Source organism: Roseivirga sp. UBA838 (genome assembly GCF_002296035.1).
Taxonomy (GTDB): Bacteria; Bacteroidota; Bacteroidia; order Cytophagales; family Cyclobacteriaceae; genus Roseivirga; species Roseivirga thermotolerans.
This window is the reverse complement of the sequence record NZ_DBHC01000037.1, coordinates 39696-57745: the sequence shown is the minus strand read 5'-3', so window position 1 is coordinate 57745 and position 18050 is coordinate 39696. Positions and strand designations below refer to the sequence as shown.

14 protein-coding genes are annotated in these 18050 nt (G+C 43.7%); 4 read left to right on the top strand and 10 right to left on the bottom strand.

Annotation, left to right across the window (positions count from 1 at the left end):
• The first annotated feature begins 11 nt into the window (after positions 1-11).
• Positions 12-998, top strand: a complete 987-nt coding sequence (locus B3O12_RS13485; RefSeq protein WP_286756659.1) for a bifunctional methionine sulfoxide reductase B/A protein — start codon at positions 12-14, stop codon at positions 996-998.
• 110 nt (positions 999-1108) lie between these two features.
• A complete protein-coding gene (locus B3O12_RS13480; RefSeq protein WP_189629480.1) occupies positions 1109-2275 on the top strand; it encodes a DUF3667 domain-containing protein in 1167 nt (388 codons plus the stop codon).
• On the opposite strand, the gene hemL is transcribed toward B3O12_RS13480, so the two are convergent.
• The 3 genes from hemL to guaA are packed head-to-tail and all read right to left on the bottom strand — an operon-like array spanning position 2269 to position 6913.
• Positions 2269-3564 (bottom strand): glutamate-1-semialdehyde 2,1-aminomutase, encoded by a 1296-nt coding sequence (gene hemL, locus B3O12_RS13475; protein ID WP_286745463.1) that lies wholly within the window; start codon positions 3562-3564, stop codon positions 2269-2271. The genes B3O12_RS13480 and hemL overlap by 7 nt on opposite strands.
• Before the next feature lie 2 nt (positions 3565-3566).
• Positions 3567-5384, bottom strand: coding sequence for a tetratricopeptide repeat protein (locus tag B3O12_RS13470; RefSeq protein ID WP_286756658.1), 1818 nt, complete (start codon positions 5382-5384; stop codon positions 3567-3569).
• A complete protein-coding gene (gene guaA, locus B3O12_RS13465) occupies positions 5384-6913 on the bottom strand; it encodes a glutamine-hydrolyzing GMP synthase (RefSeq protein WP_286756657.1) in 1530 nt (509 codons plus the stop codon). Before guaA ends, B3O12_RS13470 begins: the two co-directional genes overlap by 1 nt.
• Before the next feature lie 222 nt (positions 6914-7135).
• Between guaA and B3O12_RS13460 the strand changes: the two genes are divergently transcribed.
• Entirely contained in the window at positions 7136-7543 is a 408-nt protein-coding gene (locus B3O12_RS13460) for a DUF3052 domain-containing protein (protein WP_189629476.1), read from the top strand.
• An 86-nt stretch (positions 7544-7629) separates the two neighbouring features.
• Positions 7630-8994 (top strand): cell envelope integrity protein TolA, encoded by a 1365-nt coding sequence (locus B3O12_RS13455; protein WP_286756656.1) that lies wholly within the window; start codon positions 7630-7632, stop codon positions 8992-8994.
• A 39-nt stretch (positions 8995-9033) separates the two neighbouring features.
• Here the strand turns inward: B3O12_RS13455 and B3O12_RS13450 are convergent, their stop codons facing one another.
• The 7 genes from B3O12_RS13450 to hisG form a co-directional block, all read right to left on the bottom strand.
• Entirely contained in the window at positions 9034-11664 is a 2631-nt protein-coding gene (locus B3O12_RS13450; RefSeq protein ID WP_286756655.1) for an ABC transporter permease, read from the bottom strand.
• Between the two features lies 1 nt (position 11665).
• Positions 11666-12007 (bottom strand): PadR family transcriptional regulator, encoded by a 342-nt coding sequence (locus B3O12_RS13445; protein ID WP_373298968.1) that lies wholly within the window; start codon positions 12005-12007, stop codon positions 11666-11668.
• 464 nt (positions 12008-12471) lie between these two features.
• Complete coding sequence (locus B3O12_RS13440) at positions 12472-13401, bottom strand: hypothetical protein (RefSeq protein WP_286756654.1); 930 nt, start codon at positions 13399-13401, stop codon at positions 12472-12474.
• 23 nt (positions 13402-13424) lie between these two features.
• Positions 13425-14522 (bottom strand): bifunctional histidinol-phosphatase/imidazoleglycerol-phosphate dehydratase HisB, encoded by a 1098-nt coding sequence (gene hisB / locus B3O12_RS13435; RefSeq protein ID WP_286756653.1) that lies wholly within the window; start codon positions 14520-14522, stop codon positions 13425-13427.
• 55 nt (positions 14523-14577) lie between these two features.
• Positions 14578-15627 carry a histidinol-phosphate transaminase gene (hisC, locus tag B3O12_RS13430; protein ID WP_286756652.1) on the bottom strand — a complete coding sequence of 350 codons (1050 nt, stop codon included), beginning with the start codon at positions 15625-15627 and terminating at the stop codon, positions 14578-14580.
• Positions 15620-16906, bottom strand: coding sequence for a histidinol dehydrogenase (gene hisD, locus B3O12_RS13425; protein ID WP_286756651.1), 1287 nt, complete (start codon positions 16904-16906; stop codon positions 15620-15622). The genes hisC and hisD overlap by 8 nt, the downstream gene beginning before the upstream one ends.
• A complete protein-coding gene (gene hisG / locus B3O12_RS13420) occupies positions 16903-17763 on the bottom strand; it encodes an ATP phosphoribosyltransferase (protein ID WP_189629469.1) in 861 nt (286 codons plus the stop codon). Before hisG ends, hisD begins: the two co-directional genes overlap by 4 nt.
• Positions 17764-18050: the final 287 nt, after the last annotated feature.

The following is an 18050-nucleotide window of genomic DNA, read 5'->3' as shown; positions in this document are numbered from 1 at the left end:
ACCAATTGCCTATGCTTACCTGGTCAGATGTCATTAAATTCACCAACAACGGAAATCCCAAACCCGATAGAAGGGTAGAAAAAACCGAGGCTGAATGGAAAGAAATACTTACTCCGGAACAATTCCAGATAGCCCGTTTAAAAGGAACCGAACGGGCGGGTACAGGTGAGTTCTGCGAAAGACATGAACCGGGGCTCTATGGCTGTGTTTGCTGTGGCACTCCCCTCTTCGATTCCAGGGTAAAGTTCGAATCAGGAAGCGGCTGGCCAAGCTTTACCCAGCCTGTAAAAGAAAATGCCATTAAGTATGAAAAAGACACCAGCTATGGCATGGTGAGGGTAGAAATTATGTGCAACACCTGCGATGCCCACCAGGGACATGTTTTCCCCGATGGTCCGGAACCCAGTGGTCTTAGATACTGCGTAAACTCTGCCTCCATGCAGTTACTTTCTACCGAACTTACAGAAGCAACTGCCATTGTTGGAGGCGGCTGTTTTTGGTGTACAGAGGCCGTTTTTCAGCGAATAAAAGGGGTTCATAAAGTAGAATCCGGTTACGCAGGCGGCTCTGTTAAAAAACCCACCTACCGGGAAGTAACAAGCGGACGAACAGGCCATGCAGAAGTAATCAGAATTACTTATAACCCAAATGAACTGAGCTACTCAGACCTGCTAAGAATCTTTTTCTCCACTCACGACCCCACCACACTTAACAGGCAAGGGTACGACACAGGCACGCAGTATCGTTCCATAATTATAACCTCCGGTGAAGAAGAACAAAAAATTGCTGAAGAAGTAAAAACTGAAATGGGTGACTACTTCGAAGACCCCATAGTTACTGAAATAACCGGCCCTGCGGCATTCTACCCGGCAGAAGACTATCATCAAAATTACTTTAATGACAACCCCAACCAACCCTACTGCATGGCAGTAATTAACCCTAAAGTGCAGAAGTTGAGGGCTATGTTTAAAGACAGACTCAAAGAAAGCGAGGTCTGAGCCCTACTTTTTCTTCTCGTTGGTGCACCGTTATTGATTAGATTCGGTAAGGCAAGCCTTTTACCACTTGCCTACTTCTGCTATATTTGATAGTTCGGTCGTACCAGAGCATGATAGAAAAGAAAAGAAGAAGCAACTCTTGTAACAACTGCGGCTCCAGCCTGCACGAAGACTATAATTTTTGCCCGGTATGCGGTCAGGCTAACACAGACAATAACGTTACATTTTACACGCTCATTAAAGAGTTTGTCGATAATTACCTGGGGCTCGACTCCAAGCTTGCCCACAGCCTCGTTCCTTTTCTTTTTAAGCCCGGAGCATTGACCAATCGTTTTCACGAAGGCAAAATTAAGCACTTCATTCATCCGGTAAGGCTGTATTTGGTCATGAGCCTTTTTTACTTCTTTACCATAAGCTACCTGCTCTCAGACTTTAACCTTAAAGACCTTAGCGATGACTCCGAGATAACTACCGCCAGCCTCGATGCTTTAAGGGACAACGACCGCTTAAAGGTTCTCTCCGACAGTGTGAAAATGGCCTTGATAGAAGACTCACTGACTCAGAAATACAGTGGAATAGTCTCCTTTAGTCAATTGTTAGACTCACTAGAGGCCGACTTTTCAGAAGACTTTATAGAAGACACAAAAGTGTCACTTTCTACCGTTGAGTTACCCACGTCTGAAGACGAAGAATGGGTAGATAAAATGCACCGCTTTGCCAGAGACAGACGAATGCCCGATTCTGTATTTTGGGACTCTCTACAAGGCAATGGAGGCAATATTGAAGGTAATTTTCTTAGCCCCAATCAAAAAGTGCATGTGTATGCACAAACCCGGAAAATCTTTGAAAACGATGAAGGCTTTAAAGGTTTTGTGCTTGGCAACCTACCGCTGATGATGTTCATTCTTATTCCGCTTTTTGCCGGAGTGCTAAAGTTTGTCTATGTACGGAGAAAACACCTGTACATTAAGCACATTGTTCATGCCCTGCACATTCACTCATTTGCCTATCTGCTCTATGGTTTGGGCTTATTAATTATGTATAAGATAGTTACTAAAAATACCTTTCCGGCATGGGATATTGACGCAGCCCGAGCCATTATAGGGGTTGTATTTTTTATACTCACCAGTACTTATGCCTACATTTCATTTCTGAAAGTATATAAGCAGGGATGGTTTAAAACCCTTATTAAATTCAATATTGTAGGCTTTGTTTACGCCTTCTTCTTGCAAATATTCTTCTACCTGGAAATATTCATCAGTTTCTGGTACTACTGATGAATTACGCGCAGCGACTCGTTGCTGGCTTCCACAATTCTGTCTACAAGATTAGGTGTAATGGATTTGGATATAAACCAAGACTCAAACTGCGATGGTGGCAAATAAACCCCTCTCTTCAGCATTTCTCTGAAGTATTGGCCAAAGAGGTTCAAGTCAGACTTCTTGGCGTCTTCAAAATTCGATACCTTTTCGGAAGTAAAGAAAATACTAATCATAGAACCTATTCTATTGATGGTATATGGCAGCCCAAGGTTATCGAGCCCTTCCTGCAAGCCATTCTCCAACTTGGCCGTAATGAGGGCCAGATCGCTATATAAGGTTTGGTCTTCTTTAATCTGACTTAACATAGCCAACCCCGCGGCCATTGCTACAGGATTACCACTCAGAGTCCCTGCCTGATACACCGGACCTACAGGGGAAACAAAATCCATTATTTCGCGCTTGCCACCGTATGCTCCTACCGGCATACCCCCGCCAATTATTTTACCAAGGGTGGTAATATCAGGTTGCACATCGAATACGCCTTGCGCTCCGGAAGGTGAAAGACGGAAACCCGTCATTACCTCATCGAAAATGAGCACTATTCCTTCCGCATTACATATTTCACGCAAACCTTCCAAAAAACCCTCCGCAGGTAGTACACAGCCCATATTGCCGGCTACAGGTTCTACAATAATAGCGGCTACATTTTCTTTATTGGCCCGAACAGCCTCATGTACTTTGTTAATATCGTTGAAGGGTACAGTAACCGTATCTTGGGCAGTACCTTTCGTAACACCGGGACTATTGGGTTCCCCCAGCGTAATGGCTCCGCTACCGGCCGCAATTAAGAACGAATCGCCATGCCCGTGATAGCAGCCCTCAAATTTGATCACTTTCGATCGTCCGGTGTAACCTCTGGCCAATCGGATGGCCGACATGGTGGCCTCTGTCCCTGAGTTCACCATTCTAACCTTTTCAATAGAGGGCACCATCTCACAAATAGTTTTGGCCATTTCTATCTCAATGGCCGTTGGTGCTCCAAACGAAAGGGATCCTGAAATGGCTTTCTGTACAGCCTCTTCTATTTTGCTATTGGCATGACCAAGAATCATTGGACCCCAGGAGTTAATCAACTCAATATACTCATTGCCATCCTCATCGAAAATAAAGGCTCCTTTAGCCTTCTTTATAAAAATGGGATTGCCTCCTACGGCTTTGAATGCCCTTACAGGAGAATTAACACCTCCTGGTATATATTTCTGAGCCTCTTCAAAGAGGTTGTTGCTTTTTGTAATCTGATGCATAGCTATTGATCTTGCAGTTTTACCACACGAGCGTCTTTCACTCTTAGATAGGGCATATACCGATTGTCGTTTGTCAATCGGTAATTCAGCTTTTCAGTGAGCGTTCCGGGAACCTCCTCACGCCTTCTCAAGCCCACCTGAAAATATTTTCCATACTCGCTTAGTAGCTTGCCATAGGTCACCACCAAATCGTAGCCCAAATAGGCATCGCCCAAACGTTCTTCTTTCACAGGACTTGCACGAAAGGTGTTAATATAATTCCTTCTGAATTCGGCCACATTGGCGCTGGAATAGTCTATAAAGTTACTTCCTACAAAGACAGTATTTAGTCGCTCTAACTGGCCAAACGAAAGTGATTGTTCTGCTGCCAAAAAACGGCTGGACGACAAAAACTGAATGGCATCCGGCCTGGCTGCAATGCCGCTCAAAGCACTGGTGGAAAGTGAAGAAAAATCGGAAGCTATGTATACATGCCCTAAGCTGTCTGGCAATATTCTGAGTGTGTCCCTAACAAAATCACGCTCGGTATACTTTTCCCAATTGGGGTCTCCTGCTGCACGCAAAGAATCCATTTCGGCAAACATCCTGGCTACTTTGGCAGAGTCTTTATCTACCTCAGTCTCTGCTATCAGTAACTGCTGAATCTTAACCGATTGATCAGCCGGAACCCTCATGAAAATGGTCACATTGAAGGAATCCTTTTCTATCAGTTCCTTGTAGAGCTTAGCTCTTTCATAATCGGCTTGGCCGGAGTAAAACACAGCTACTCCTTTCTTCTTATTAAAATGTTTTTTGGCATACTCGGCCGACCGAATAGCAATGGATTTGTTGCTTGGGTAGTATAAAAAGGCATAGGGATTCTCAATCAGTATTTCTCCATTGGAAGACAAGGGATTCACCATGTTGATTTTCTTTTCTCGCGAAAATCTGGTCATGGTTTCAACTGCACTTTGTGTTACCGGCCCCAGAATTAAGTCGAGGCTATCCAGCTGACCGGAGTTAATCATACTTTCGAGAGTCCTGTTCGCATCGCGCGTATCGATGGTTATCAGATTGACTTTGATTCCCTCCTCTTCGAGCTTCTTTACCCCAAGCAAAGCACCATGATACATTCGGGTAGTCCAGTTAGTCTCTAACTGCACACGCCTGAGTGAGTCATTACGATAAGCAAAAGGCAGAAACAGGCCTATATTATATACTTCCTTTTTTGGAGAAAAGGCAATGCCTTCAAGGCTAAGCGATAGCTCCAAATTATAATTTTGCTGAAGGGCTTCTAGCAGGTCCATATCCTGTTCTACCACAGGCAAATCCAGCATTACATCGGCTAGGCGCGAAGCAATCTTATCATCATTAAACTCGGTCAGTAACGACTTAAGACTGTCAACACCCGAAATGTGTACCAGTGCTTTTTCCTTTAAAGCGGTTACCGAAGGAGCAAGCTCTTCTGCAGATACCTGATTGAGGTGTCTAAATGCATCGGCTACCTTCCCCTCTTCAACGGCAATTACCCCCAACCAATAGTTAAGGTCTTCGTCAACACCCCAGCTGGGATATTTGGATTGAATTTGCCGAAACAGATTCTTGGCTGTAGCTCTATCTCCGGTCTTATAGGCCGATATGGCATAATAAAACGAGGCGTATCTGACCATATCATTGTCAGAGTCCATGCCCGATAGGGCCTGAAACTTACTAATGGCCAATGCATACTGCTCCTTATCGAAATAAGACTTCCCTTCGTCAAACAGCTGCTTGATGTTCTGGGCTTGTAAGAGTCCAGAAATTAAAATCAATAAAAACGTAAACAGAATTCGTTTTATCATTATTCCCATTCAATGGTTGCTGGCGGCTTAGAGCTTATGTCATACACCACCCTATTAACTCCTTTTACTTTATTAATTATTTCATTCGATACATCTTGTAAGAAAGCGTATGGCAAGTCTACCCAATCGGCCGTCATACCGTCTACACTGGTCACTGCCCTAAGTGCCACCACTTGTTCGTAGGTTCTTTCATCGCCCATTACACCCACCGACTGAACCGGTAAAAGTATAGCACCTGCTTGCCAAACCTGATCGTACAACCCTTTGTTCTTGAGGCCATTGATAAAAATGGCATCTACCTCCTGAAGAATGGCTACCTTCTGTGGGGTAATGTCTCCCAATATTCTAATTCCTAAGCCTGGTCCGGGAAACGGATGACGCCCCAGAATATTTGGATCAATTTCAAGGCTTCGGCCAACATTACGAACCTCATCTTTAAAGAGCGTGTTCAGCGGCTCCACCACCTTCAAATTCATTTTCTCCGGCAATCCTCCAACGTTGTGATGTGATTTTATTGTAGCAGAAGGGCCCTTCACGGAAACAGACTCAATAACATCGGGGTAAATGGTACCTTGCCCCAGCCATCTTACCCCCTGAATCTTGTGTGCTTCCTGATCGAAAACTTCAATAAAGACTCTTCCTATAGCCTTCCGTTTGCCCTCAGGGTCAGAAATGCCTTTCAGCGCAGCATAGAACTGATCCTTAGCGTCTACCCCTTTCACATTAAGGCCCATGCCTTTATACGACTCCAAAACAGACTCAAACTCATTCTTTCTCAAAAGCCCATTGTCCACGAATATACAGTGCAGATTTTCGCCTATGGCCTTATGAATAAGCACTGCAGCCACCGAAGAGTCTACCCCACCGGATAATCCCAACACTACCTTATCGTTGCCTAGTTTCTGCTTCAGCTCTGCCACTGTAGATTCCACAAAGATATCAGGGGTCCAGTCTTGCGCACAGCCACAGATGTGTACCACAAAGTTTCTGAGCAATATCTTTCCTTCTTCGGAATGTGTGACCTCAGGGTGAAATTGAATACCGTAGGTAGCTTCATCCTGTACCTTGTAAGCCGCTACATTTACACTTGCTGTACTTGCTATTACTTCAAAGCCCTGTGGCAATTCTTTAATGGTATCTCCATGAGACATCCACACCTGGGAATCGAGGCTAATTTCTTTCATCAAATCGAAATGCGTGTCTACTCGACTCAGGCGGGCTCTACCGTACTCTCTTATTTCTGACGGAAGCACGTTGCCTCCGTATTTCTGAGCCATGAGCTGGGCCCCATAACACACTCCCAAAACAGGCATTTTACCTCTAAACTGGTCTACATCAATATCAGGAGCATCGGCCTCGCGCACAGAGCATGGGCTACCCGAGAGAATTACCCCTTTTATATTGTCAGTTATTTCTGGTATTTGATTGTAAGGATGAATTTCGCAGTAGACATTGAGTTCTCTGACCCTTCTCGCTATCAGTTGAGTGTACTGCGATCCAAAATCTAAGATGAGGATCTGTTCTGCCATGCGCAAAAATAACACTAGCCCCGACTTATCACTAATTAAAACCTACTATTTCTAAAATTCACATACAGACTTTTAACTTTAGGAAATAGCTGATAATGAGCATCTCAGCATTTTTTATAATTCAGTAGATAATTTCGTATATAATATATTTCAAAATATTATTGCGAAATATGTAACTTTTTAAAAATATAATTCGTAATAATAAATGTATTTCAAATAAACATGGCAGGATACTCAGGAACACCTTTAGTGAAAAAACTCGGAATAAAAGAGCATCATCGGATGCTCGTTATTAACGAACCTGAAACTTACTGGGACAATCTAGCCCCGCTTCCGGAAGGGGTTGAGATTTACGATAAAATACCTGCCGGAGCCATAGACTTTATCCACTACTTCTGTCTTTCGGCCGAAAAGCTGAAGTCGGAAATTCTAGAACTCAAATCTTCATTGAAGAAAACAGGAATGTTGTGGATTTCCTGGCCAAAGAAATCCTCCAAGGTTCCTACAGACCTGAGTGATATGATTGTTAGAAATACAGGTCTTGAAGCAGGGCTTGTTGACGTCAAAGTATGCGCTGTAGACAGTATATGGTCCGGACTTAAGTTCGTGTACCGCGTCTCAGACCGCTAAGCTTCCAATTTTATTTCAAGAACCATTATGTACCGACCTGGAAGGTCAACAAATAAACTATGTATAACCTTTAACCAATTTAAACTATGACTTTTTTAGGAATAATTATTATCATTTTAGGGATTATTACCCTGATTGTGAGGCCCTTTCTGGCTGAGGAAGACGAATTCAAGGAAAACACCACCGGTGAGGTGATTAAAATCCGGTCCAAAGCATCACCATGGCTTCTCATGTTCAGCCGTAAAATATCGCTAATCATTGTAGCCATAGGAGCTTTCCTGATTATGATACCCTACCTTTTCTTTTGGGCCGAACCGGGTTACCAATACTTTGTGGTATACCCCAATGGAAAAAAAGACGCCATTATGTCTGAGGGAATCAAGTTTCGAGGCTTTGCAAAGATCACCCCCTGGCAAAAATTCATCGATGTTAAAGTGGTGGGAGAAGGAGAAGATACCGAGGAAATTGAGGGAAAAATGGATCCCATCCCCATCCGGTTCATCGACCAGGTTACAGCTACAACAAAGTTATCAACTCGTTTTCAGCTACCTGCAGACAAGGAGTCTTTCATCGAGTTGGCTATCGAGTTCCGTAGTCTACAAAACCTCGCACAAAACACCCTAATTCCCACAGTAAGGGAGGTGGTATCTAATACCGGCTATATGTTTGCCGCCCAAGATTACATCTCAGGTTCTGCCTCTGATTTCCGGGTAGCCATTGAAGAGCAATTAAAAGATGGTGCCTATAGCGTTGAAAAAACAGAGTATAGGGATACAGTGGTAACGGCCATTGAGCAAGAAAACCGAGAGATCAAAGAAGTGCAGACCCGGTATGAGGTTAAAAAACGCGTGGATGAGCATGGCCAGTTTATTCGGATTCCACACGACATTAATGAAAACAACATTATAGTGGCTCAGGTAATTGTAGACGATGTAGTGTTGGAGCAAGTGTTTAAACAACGACTGGAGGCGCAACGAGACGAATCGGCCAAAAGGCAACTGGAGCAGCAAAAAATAAAAACCGCTAAAGATGCTCAGGCCAGAATTATAGCCGAGGGTGAACGAGACAAAGCAGCCGAAAGGGTGGCTCAAGAGAAAGAGCAGGTAAAAGCACTAATCTCCATTGAGACTAAACTTAAACAAGAGGAAACCAATAAGAAGCTAGCGGCCATTGCACTCGAAACTGAGAAGCTAAAGGCTTCGGCCCAGAAAGTAAAAGCTGACGCTGAAGCATACCAGAACGCCAAACTTGTTTCTGCGGGTCTTACCCCACAGCAACGTGCCGAGCTGGAAAAGGAGATAGCGATTGGAGTTGCTAAGGAGTTGGCCAAAATCAAATTCCCTACAACCATGATTATGAGCAACGGTGAAAATGGAGGGGGAACACCCCTTGAGGCTCTCATCGGTGCGGCAATGACCAAACAGTTGACCACCAATACCGGAGGGAATTAAGTAAAGAGGGTGCTTCTAAAGAGCACCCTCTTTTATCTTTTACTCCGTCCTCAGCGAATCTACAGGGTTTGACTTAGCTGCTCTAACCGATAGATAACTCACTGAAATCCATGAAAGTACTATGGTGATCAGCAAGCCCAGCACAAAAACGCCAGCATGAATATTCACCCTATATTCAAAATTCTCCAACCATTGGCTCATGGCATAATAAGCAACAGGAATGGCCAAAAAAGCAGCCAATAGAATAAGCTTCACATAATCTAATGACAACAATTGCAGAATTGTGCCTACCGAAGCCCCCAATACCTTTCTTACACCAATTTCCTTCGCCCGTCTACGGGTTGTAAAGGCCACTAAGCCAATCAGTCCCAAACAAGAAACCACTATAGCCAAACCGGCAAACACCTGAAAAACCAAGGCAAAATCTCTATCTGACCTATAGTACTGATCAATCTGATCGTCCAAAAATTGGTAAGTAAAAGGAAAGTCAGGAACCACACCAGCCCAGGCAGTTTCAAGCCTTTCAAGCGTATTACCCATATTTACCGGGGAAATGCGCAGTGCAATGTTCCAATACCTATCTCTGTCATCTTCAAACATGACCAATGGCTCAATGGCAGTATGCATAGACTTGAAGTGAAAGTCTTTCACCACCCCAATTATAGTTCCATTCTGACTGTTTCGAGCCAATTTAGTACCAATGGGATTTTCAAGATTAAAGTGTTTCACAAAGGCCTCATTTACTACAAACCCCTCTTTTCTATCTGAAGCGAAATCTTCTGAGAACCACCTCCCTTCTTTTAATTCGAGTCCCAAAGCAGCCAGATAGCCATTATCTACAGCTAAAACCTGGTGCATCTCACGCTTCTCTACTTCTGCCTCACCCACGCTTATTCCATTACCTGACAAACTACCATCTCCCAAAGTATTACTGGTAAGCGATGCAGCAAGCACTCCGCTCTCGGTAGAAACTTCATTGAAAAGTAGCTCACCATACTTATAGCCGGCTTGCCATCCCATTTTCAGATAAACCACTTGCTCCTTTTCAAAACCCAGATCTTTCTTACTCAGAAAGTTCATCTGATGACCAATGATCAGAGTAGCTACAATGAGCGTGATAGAAGTAGCGTACTGCAGCACCACTAAAATCTTTCTAAATATTCCTCCACCAGACTTTACCGAAGAGCTAGATCTTAACAAAACATTGGCTCTCAATCTGGACAAATACCACCCGGGATATGTTCCGCAAAGCAGGCTCACTAAAAGCATCAGGCCAACAAAGCCAGCCAGGTTTTGCCAGTCGCTTGAAAGGTCTAAGGAAAGATGAAGGCCAAAATTGCCATTCAGCAGAGGAATTAAAACCGAAACCAATACTGCTGAGATTATCAGGCCCATTAAACTCATGAGACCCGCCTCCACCAAAAACTGCATCACAAACTGTCTTCTTCTGGCTCCAATTACCTTTCTAACACCCACTTCCTTCAATCTAACAGAGGCTTGTGCTGTTGTCAGATTCACATAGTTAATGCAGGCAATTACCAGTATAATCACACCTATAAGACCGAATAGTTTCAGTTGTTGAACATTGCCAACGGAGGATATTCCATCTTCCCTGGTATTCAAATGAATATCTGAGACAGGTTGTAAATAATGTTCATACCAAATTTCCTTTCCATGATGCTTCACCACTAACTCATTCATTTTGGCGTTCACGGTTTCTTCTGAAGCTCCGGGTGCCAACCTCACATAGGCGGGGCTATTGATCGAGGTCCAGGAAGGCTGATTGCTCGGTATCGACCTGGCGGTCTCCATAGAAACCAGCATATCGAAGCCATTCCATTTATCGTCCATAAAATGCGTATTGGCAGGTATATCTTGAAAAACGGCTTGCACCAAAAAGGAATATACCTTTTGGTTCTGCTCAATTGAAAAACTCTGACCTATCGGGTCTTCCTCTCCAAATATTTTAAGAGCCTGGCTCTCTGAAATAGCAATACCATTGAGCGTTTGGAAAGGAGCCTTCAGGCTTCCTTTTACTTCTTTAAGATTGAACATTTCAATGAAGTCTTCGCTCACACCTGATAAGCGATAATCGAAGAATACTGAACCATTGGTCTTTAAAGGCTGATTTGAGATAATAATTGCCAGATCAGAAGCCAGCTCCACTTCTGGGATTTCACTATCAATAACCGGAACCAACATTCCCGAAACAGCATTGAGATAGCTTGTATTCTGACTTAGATTGGAAATTGAATTGACCCTGTAGAGCCGGTCTAACTCAGGAAATTCTTTATCGAAAGAGTACTCATACTTAAGATAAAGTCCAATGATTATTGAAGCTGTAAGAGACAGCACCAGGCCTAATAAGTTGATGGCCGAATTGGCTTTGTATTTAGAGAAATTACGGAAGGCAACTTTTAGATAGTTGGAGAGCATATCCATGGTATAAATCGATTTTGGAGTAATTAACTTGGTTTTGAGATTGAACATGCCTTCTTCAGCAGCCTGCTGGAAAGCCTCCTGAAATGCAAATTCGAAAGAATGTCCCTGAGTGAGTAGCTCTTCAATTTGACAGCTAATAAAATCAACCGCTTCATCTTCTACATAGGTGAAGTTCAGCCCACGCTTTCTGACTTCCCTTCTTATGGCCAGCACCTGCTCCCTTTTCATATCACGCAATTTTAGATTGAGCAGACATGATCTTATCCATATTGCCAATAAAGGCAAAGTATTCTTCAATCTTCGTTGAAGCCGTGGCCTCACCAACCTTGGTTAACTCATAGTACTTCCTGGAGCGATGATCAACCACCTCAGAAGTAGTCGTGAGAACACCCTCTTTTTCAAGCTTGTGAAGGGTTGGGTATAAGGCTCCAAAGGTGAGTTGAATTTCTCCGCCTGACAGCTCCTTTACCCTTTGAGTGATCTCATAGCCGTACATTCGGCCATATTCATAGAGGAGCTTAAGCACTATGGTTCGAAGTGTTCCTCTTAGCAGTTCATTGGATGTAATCATATATAAGAAAATTATATATTCAAATTTCCTATATAATACTCATCCAACCTAGTGAAGGTTACCAAACTATTTAAAAAATGTAGTGGGCTGTCACAAAACATAACCTAATCTGAAAGTCTATTGTATAAATGGTGAAAATGGAGGGGAACACCCCTAGAAGCCTTAATTGGTGCCGCCATGACGAAGCAACTTACAACCGGTGGCAACCAGGCATAAGTAGAATTAAAAAACGAGGCTACTCAAAAACCAGGTCAGCCTCACCCTGAACTTGCCTGCCTGTGGCAAAGGCAGGTTTCAGGGTCTTCATAGTGCTGATTATCGAACTTATAGATTCTAAAATGGACCTATCTGTTGGTAGACAAACTCAGAATGACAAGCTTTAAAGCTTTTGAGATAACCTGGCTTCTGTTTCAGGCCATTAAAGGTGCCTGCTATTTTACAAAACCTGCGATCATAATCTGTGGCTAATGATCATCAAAGGCCTTGCCCACATAATACCGAACACCAAAAGAAAAGGTGTTCCAATCCCACGCCTTAAGACCATGGTTATACTCCATTCTGAGACCAAAGTCTCTGTGCCTGTAAAGGACCTGGTTTCGCCAAAAAAGTGGGTAATCTCTATTGCCAATGTAACCATGGTAGCCCGATATGTCTGAGCCAATCAACCAGTTTCCGTAGCTAAATTCACCTCCTATTCCATACAGTGGAGCATCGTTCTGTAAATTGCTGGAACCATTGGGCAGTCCGTTCTGATTCGTTTGCCAGGTGAGAAATCCGAGCATCCATTTGAGCAAAAAAGACGATTGCTCGTTGTTCCAAAGGGTTTTGCTAAACTGGGCATCCCAGTTGAGCATACCATGATCGGAGAATCGGGCATTGACTAAATTACCTCCTGTGGTACTTTTAAATTGAGTACGGAAAGTTACGTTGAGAAAGCCTGATTGATCTTCATCGAAAACCCTGAATATGAACCCTCCTATAATATCGCCTGTATTTCTTCCCTTCCCATCAAAGGCTGTCATTCTTCTTAGATCTCGTGTAGCTTCAGACACCACCCAAGATTCGCGTGGAATACTACTGGCAAAGAGCATAACCCTGTTTTTTGCCAATGGCAGATTGGTAGCCAGGAAAAAATTATTGGTCTTATCGCCACCACCACGGTGAAAATCGCCTCCGGCATCGAACCAAAACTCATTATCTATTTTACCATTGTACAAGACAGGCACTCTCAAGGCATTGGGGCCTAAAAAACCAGGTGAAATATTTTGGTACCGGTTTCTGAATGGCCCTGCAGCATTGGGATAGTTGTGCAATGCATCCCACCAGTCGAGATTTTCCTGAGCACAGACCTGAATACTCAATAACAAGGAAAGAAATAAAAAAATATTCCGCATGGATTTAGAATTGACCGGCCAAATTACAAAGTCCCTTTTGTTGAAGGAAGTTTATCGAGCTCATTTTCATTGCGCTGCACGGCCATCTTAATGGCTTTGGCGAATGCCTTGAAAATCGCTTCAATTTTATGATGCTCATTTTCTCCTTCCACCTTTATATTGAGGTTGCTCTTAGATGTATCTGAAAATGATTTAAAGAAGTGCATAAACATTTCGGTGGGCATATCTCCTACCTTTTCTCGGCTAAACCTAGCGTCCCATACCAGCCAAGGCCTTCCACTAAAATCTATCGCCACCTGAGCTAAGGCTTCATCCATCGGAAGTAGAAAACCATAGCGGTTTATTCCTTTCTTATCACCAAGGGCTTTCAAGTAAGCTTCTCCCAATGCGAGAGCCGTATCTTCAATGGTATGGTGTTCGTCTATGTGCAAGTCTCCCCTTACATGCACTTTAAGATCGGCACCGGAGTGTTTACCTAACTGGTCGAGCATATGATCGAAAAAGCCAAGTCCGGTTTGATTATCGCAAGTCCCCTGACCGTCAAGGTTCAATTCTACCAGCACATCTGTTTCTTTTGTGGTGCGCTGCACCACGGCTTTCCGGTCGGGTAAACGAAGGAACTTGTAAATTTCATCCCAACTTGTTGTAGACAACACAGCTCTTTCGTCTTTCTCTTGAGAGATGAAAATGGCCTTTGCGCCAAGGTTTTCGGCCAGTTGAATGTCGGTTTTTCTATCTCCTAACACATAGGAATTGGACAAATCATAATCTCCCTCTAAATACCTGGTTAGCAATCCCGTGCCAGGTTTCCTGGTAGGTGCGTTTTCATGTTCAAAAGTGCGGTCGATACAGATTTCATCGAACACAACTCCTTCATTCGCCAAGGTCTTCAGCATTTTATTGTGAGCGGGCCAAAATGTTTCTTCTGGAAAAGAATCGGTTCCTAAACCATCTTGATTAGTAACCATTACCAGTTCATAATCGAGCTGTTCGGCTATTTTTCTAAGGTTAGAAATAGCTCCCGGTAAAAACTCCAGTTTCTCCAAAGAATCTATCTGAAAGTCGGTGGGCGGCTCCACAATAATGGTTCCGTCTCTATCGATAAATAATACTTTTTTCATGGTTGGTTTTTCAACATCATTGCGGGCCTGCCTACAGACAGGCTTGCCATGAGGATTAGTTTGACAACTTCTTTAATTCTTCAATCAGCTTTTTATTCTCTTCTTGGGTGCCAATGGTTATCCGAATCCCGTCTTCGCATAAAACCACTTTAGACCGGTCTCTCAAAATCACCTGTTGGTCAATCAATTTCAAGTATACCTCTCGTGCTTCATTAATTTTCACCAGAAAGAAGTTTGCATCTGAACGATACACCCTCTTCACTATAGGCAGCTTTTCCAACTCGGTTTTCAGTATCTCCCTGTTTGCAAGAATCTGCGCAACCATTTGATCCTTCTTTTCCAGATTATTGAGTGCTCCTATAACGGTTTGTTGAGTCAGCCCACTGAGGTTGTAAGGAGGTTTTATCTTATTCAGTATACCCACAATTTCGGGAGAAGCAAAAGCCATTCCCAACCTCAACGAAGCCAAACCCCAGGCTTTACTCATGGTTTGCAGCACTACAAGGTTGGGAAACTCCCTAAGTCGATGAATGAATGAAGGCCTCTTCGCAAAGTCTATATAGGCCTCATCTACCACCACTATGCCTTTGAAAGCCTTTAGGACAATCTCTATTTTCTCAAGGCTCACATCGTTTCCTGTTGGGTTATTAGGCGAGCAAATCCAAATTAGTTTTGTGTCGGGCTCAATGACAGAAAGTAATTCCTGAATGTCCAGGTCATACTGATTGGTAAGTAGCACCTCTTTAACCTGCACATTGTTAATATCTGCACTTACCTTGTACATGCCGTAGGTGGGCGGATTGATAATCACCTTATCTTTCTGTGGTTCGCAAAACGCCCTAAATAGCAAATCGATAGGTTCATCGCTCCCATTTCCCAGAAAAATTTGATCAGGACTAACGGCCTTGATTTCTGCCAACCGTGTTTTGAGAGCGTACTGATACGGATCGGGGTAGCGGTTCCAGTTATCTTCCGTTATGGAACCTAAAGGGTTTTCATTGGCGTCTAAAAATATCCCCTCACTCCCTTTATAGTCATCTCTTGCCGATGAATAAGGCACCAGTTGCTTCAAGTGAGGCCTTAATAAATCGTTTGGGTCAAACATCTCTCAGCGCGTTAAGTCTTACGGTTACAGCATTCTTGTGTGCCTGAAGTTCTTCAGCTTCGGCCATTTTTTCAACCACCGGACCAAGCACTTTCAATCCTTCAGGGCTAATCTCCTGATAGGTTATTTTCTTCACGAAACTATCGAGTGAAACACCACTGTACATTTTAGCATAGCCATTCGTGGGCAAGGTGTGATTCGTTCCTGAGGCATAATCTCCGGCCGATTCGGGGGTCAAATGGCCCAGAAACACGGAACCTGCATTGATAATCTGGTTAGCAATTCTCCATGGTTCGCTCACACTCAGTATCAAGTGTTCTGCTCCGTATTCATTGAGCAGTTCAATGGCTTCGTTTTCGTTTAAAACTATGGCCACACTATTTTTCAAGGCCTGACTAGCCACATCCGCCCTGGGTAATGCGGCCAGCTGTGTTTCTATGGCCTTTTGAACCTGTTGTATCATAGCTTGAGAATTGGCCACCAAAACCACCTGGGAGTCTGACCCATGTTCGGCCTGTGAAAGCAAGTCGGCCGCAACAAACTCAGGACTTGCCGTACCATCGGCATAAATCGCTACTTCGGATGGCCCGGCAGGCATATCTATTGCCAAACCGAAGCGCGTAGATAATTGCTTGGCAGCGGTAACGTATTGATTGCCGGGGCCAAAAATTTTGTATACCTGAGGTATGGTTTCTGTACCAAAAGTAAGTGCGGCAATGGCTTGTGCACCTCCCACCTTAAAAACTCTGGATACACCCACTACCCTGGCGGTGTATAAAATGGCCGGGTGAACCTTTCCTTCTTTGTTGGGTGGAGTGCACAGCACTATCTCCCGACAACCGGCTAGTCTGGCCGGAACTGCGAGCATTAAAACCGTTGAAAACAATGGTGCTGTTCCACCGGGTATATAAAGCCCCACCTTCTCAATACCTACCGACCTGCGGTAGCATTTCACTCCCGGCATTGTTTCTACCACCAGCTCGGGTTGTTCCTGAGCCTTGTGAAACGCTTCAATGTTAGATCTGGCTGTGAGTATGGCTGTTTTCAGTTGAGAGTCAACCAGTTTTTCGGCTTCTTCAAACTCCGACTCAGACACTTGAAAATCTTCTACATCTACTCCATCGAATTGTCGGGTAAGTTGCCGAAGGGCAGAGTCTCCCTTCTGCTTTACCATCTCCATTACCGGTCTTACTTTTTGCTCTATTTCCTCCAAGTCCATTGTAGGACGCTTGAGTAACTGAGACCATGAAGACTTATCCGGATTTATAAAGACTTTCATTGGATCATCTTTTCAATTGGCACCACCAAAATACCTTCTGCTCCTGCTGATTTAAGGTCTTCTATAATCTGCCAAAAATCGTCTTCCTGAATTACAGTGTGCACTGAACTCCACCCTTCCATAGCCAGGGGCAATACTGTTGGGCTCTTCATACCCGGCAAAATCTTAATGATTTCCTGCACCTTATTATTGGGTGCATTGAGCAGAATGTACTTGTTGTTTTTGGCTGCCTGAACAGAGTTGATCCGAAATATCAGCCGATCGAGGATGGCCTGCTTTTCGGGAGCCAGGTTCGGTGTAGCCAGTAATACAGCCTCCGACTTGTAAATCACTTCTACCTCTTTTAGCCCATTGCTAAGCAGGGTAGATCCGGAGCTCACTATATCGCAAATACCATAGGCCAAACCTATGCTTGGTGCTATTTCTACCGAACCGCTGATTTCATGTATATCGGCCTCAACACCTTGAGCTTTTAGAAAGTCGCCCAGAATTTTGGGGTACGATGTAGCCAAGCTTTTGCCTGCAAAATCCTGCACACCGTTATACTCCTCATTTTTATCGATGGCCAAAGAGAGCCTACACTTTGAGAACCCCAAGTGCTTTACCCAGGTTACCTCTTTGTTTTTTTCTTCGGCTTCATTAGCTCCTACAATGCCGATATCGGCAATACCGTCCTGCACATATCCGGGAATATCATCGTCTCTTAAAAAGAGAAATTCCATCGGGAAGTTGGTTGCATCGGCTTTTAGTTTGCCGGTACCGTTATTCACTTTTATGCCACACTCTTTGATTAGTTTTAAGGAGTCATCGCTCAGGCGGCCTTTCTTTTGAATAGCTATTCGTAATATATTCTCCATCTGAATTATTCAACTGGTAAGTTTAGAAAATGATTAAAGAAAACTGGAAAGGGAAGCGACCGCGTAGGCCACATAGGGGGTTGCAATATCTCTCTCAAGAGAGATGGTGGAAATGATAAGCGTGGAAATGTGCGAGAATCATTTGCATTGCGCTGCAAAGATAGTGTAGCTACTGAACCGTACAATGAAAAAGTGAAATATCTACCCCTTTAATTATTCTGCACAACCCGGCAACACACTCAGCTCATATAAGAATTAGAGCAACTAATAGGGTTACTTACTTAAGT

Bases quoted from the DNA above. Each gene is read 5' to 3' on its own strand.
- B3O12_RS13485 (WP_286756659.1), top strand. From the start codon at position 12: ATGCTTACCTGGTCAGATGTCATTAAATTCACCAACAACGGAAATCCC.
- B3O12_RS13480 (WP_189629480.1), top strand. From the start codon at position 1,109: ATGATAGAAAAGAAAAGAAGAAGCAACTCTTGTAACAACTGCGGCTCC.
- hemL (WP_286745463.1), bottom strand. From the start codon at position 3,564: ATGCATCAGATTACAAAAAGCAACAACCTCTTTGAAGAGGCTCAGAAA.
- B3O12_RS13470 (WP_286756658.1), bottom strand. From the start codon at position 5,384: ATGATAAAACGAATTCTGTTTACGTTTTTATTGATTTTAATTTCTGGA.
- guaA (WP_286756657.1), bottom strand. From the start codon at position 6,913: ATGGCAGAACAGATCCTCATCTTAGATTTTGGATCGCAGTACACTCAA.
- B3O12_RS13460 (WP_189629476.1), top strand. From the start codon at position 7,136: ATGGCAGGATACTCAGGAACACCTTTAGTGAAAAAACTCGGAATAAAA.
- B3O12_RS13455 (WP_286756656.1), top strand. From the start codon at position 7,630: ATGACTTTTTTAGGAATAATTATTATCATTTTAGGGATTATTACCCTG.
- B3O12_RS13450 (WP_286756655.1), bottom strand. From the start codon at position 11,664: ATGAAAAGGGAGCAGGTGCTGGCCATAAGAAGGGAAGTCAGAAAGCGT.
- B3O12_RS13445 (WP_373298968.1), bottom strand. From the start codon at position 12,007: ATGATTACATCCAATGAACTGCTAAGAGGAACACTTCGAACCATAGTG.
- B3O12_RS13440 (WP_286756654.1), bottom strand. From the start codon at position 13,401: ATGCGGAATATTTTTTTATTTCTTTCCTTGTTATTGAGTATTCAGGTC.
- hisB (WP_286756653.1), bottom strand. From the start codon at position 14,522: ATGAAAAAAGTATTATTTATCGATAGAGACGGAACCATTATTGTGGAG.
- hisC (WP_286756652.1), bottom strand. From the start codon at position 15,627: ATGTTTGACCCAAACGATTTATTAAGGCCTCACTTGAAGCAACTGGTG.
- hisD (WP_286756651.1), bottom strand. From the start codon at position 16,906: ATGAAAGTCTTTATAAATCCGGATAAGTCTTCATGGTCTCAGTTACTC.
- hisG (WP_189629469.1), bottom strand. From the start codon at position 17,763: ATGGAGAATATATTACGAATAGCTATTCAAAAGAAAGGCCGCCTGAGC.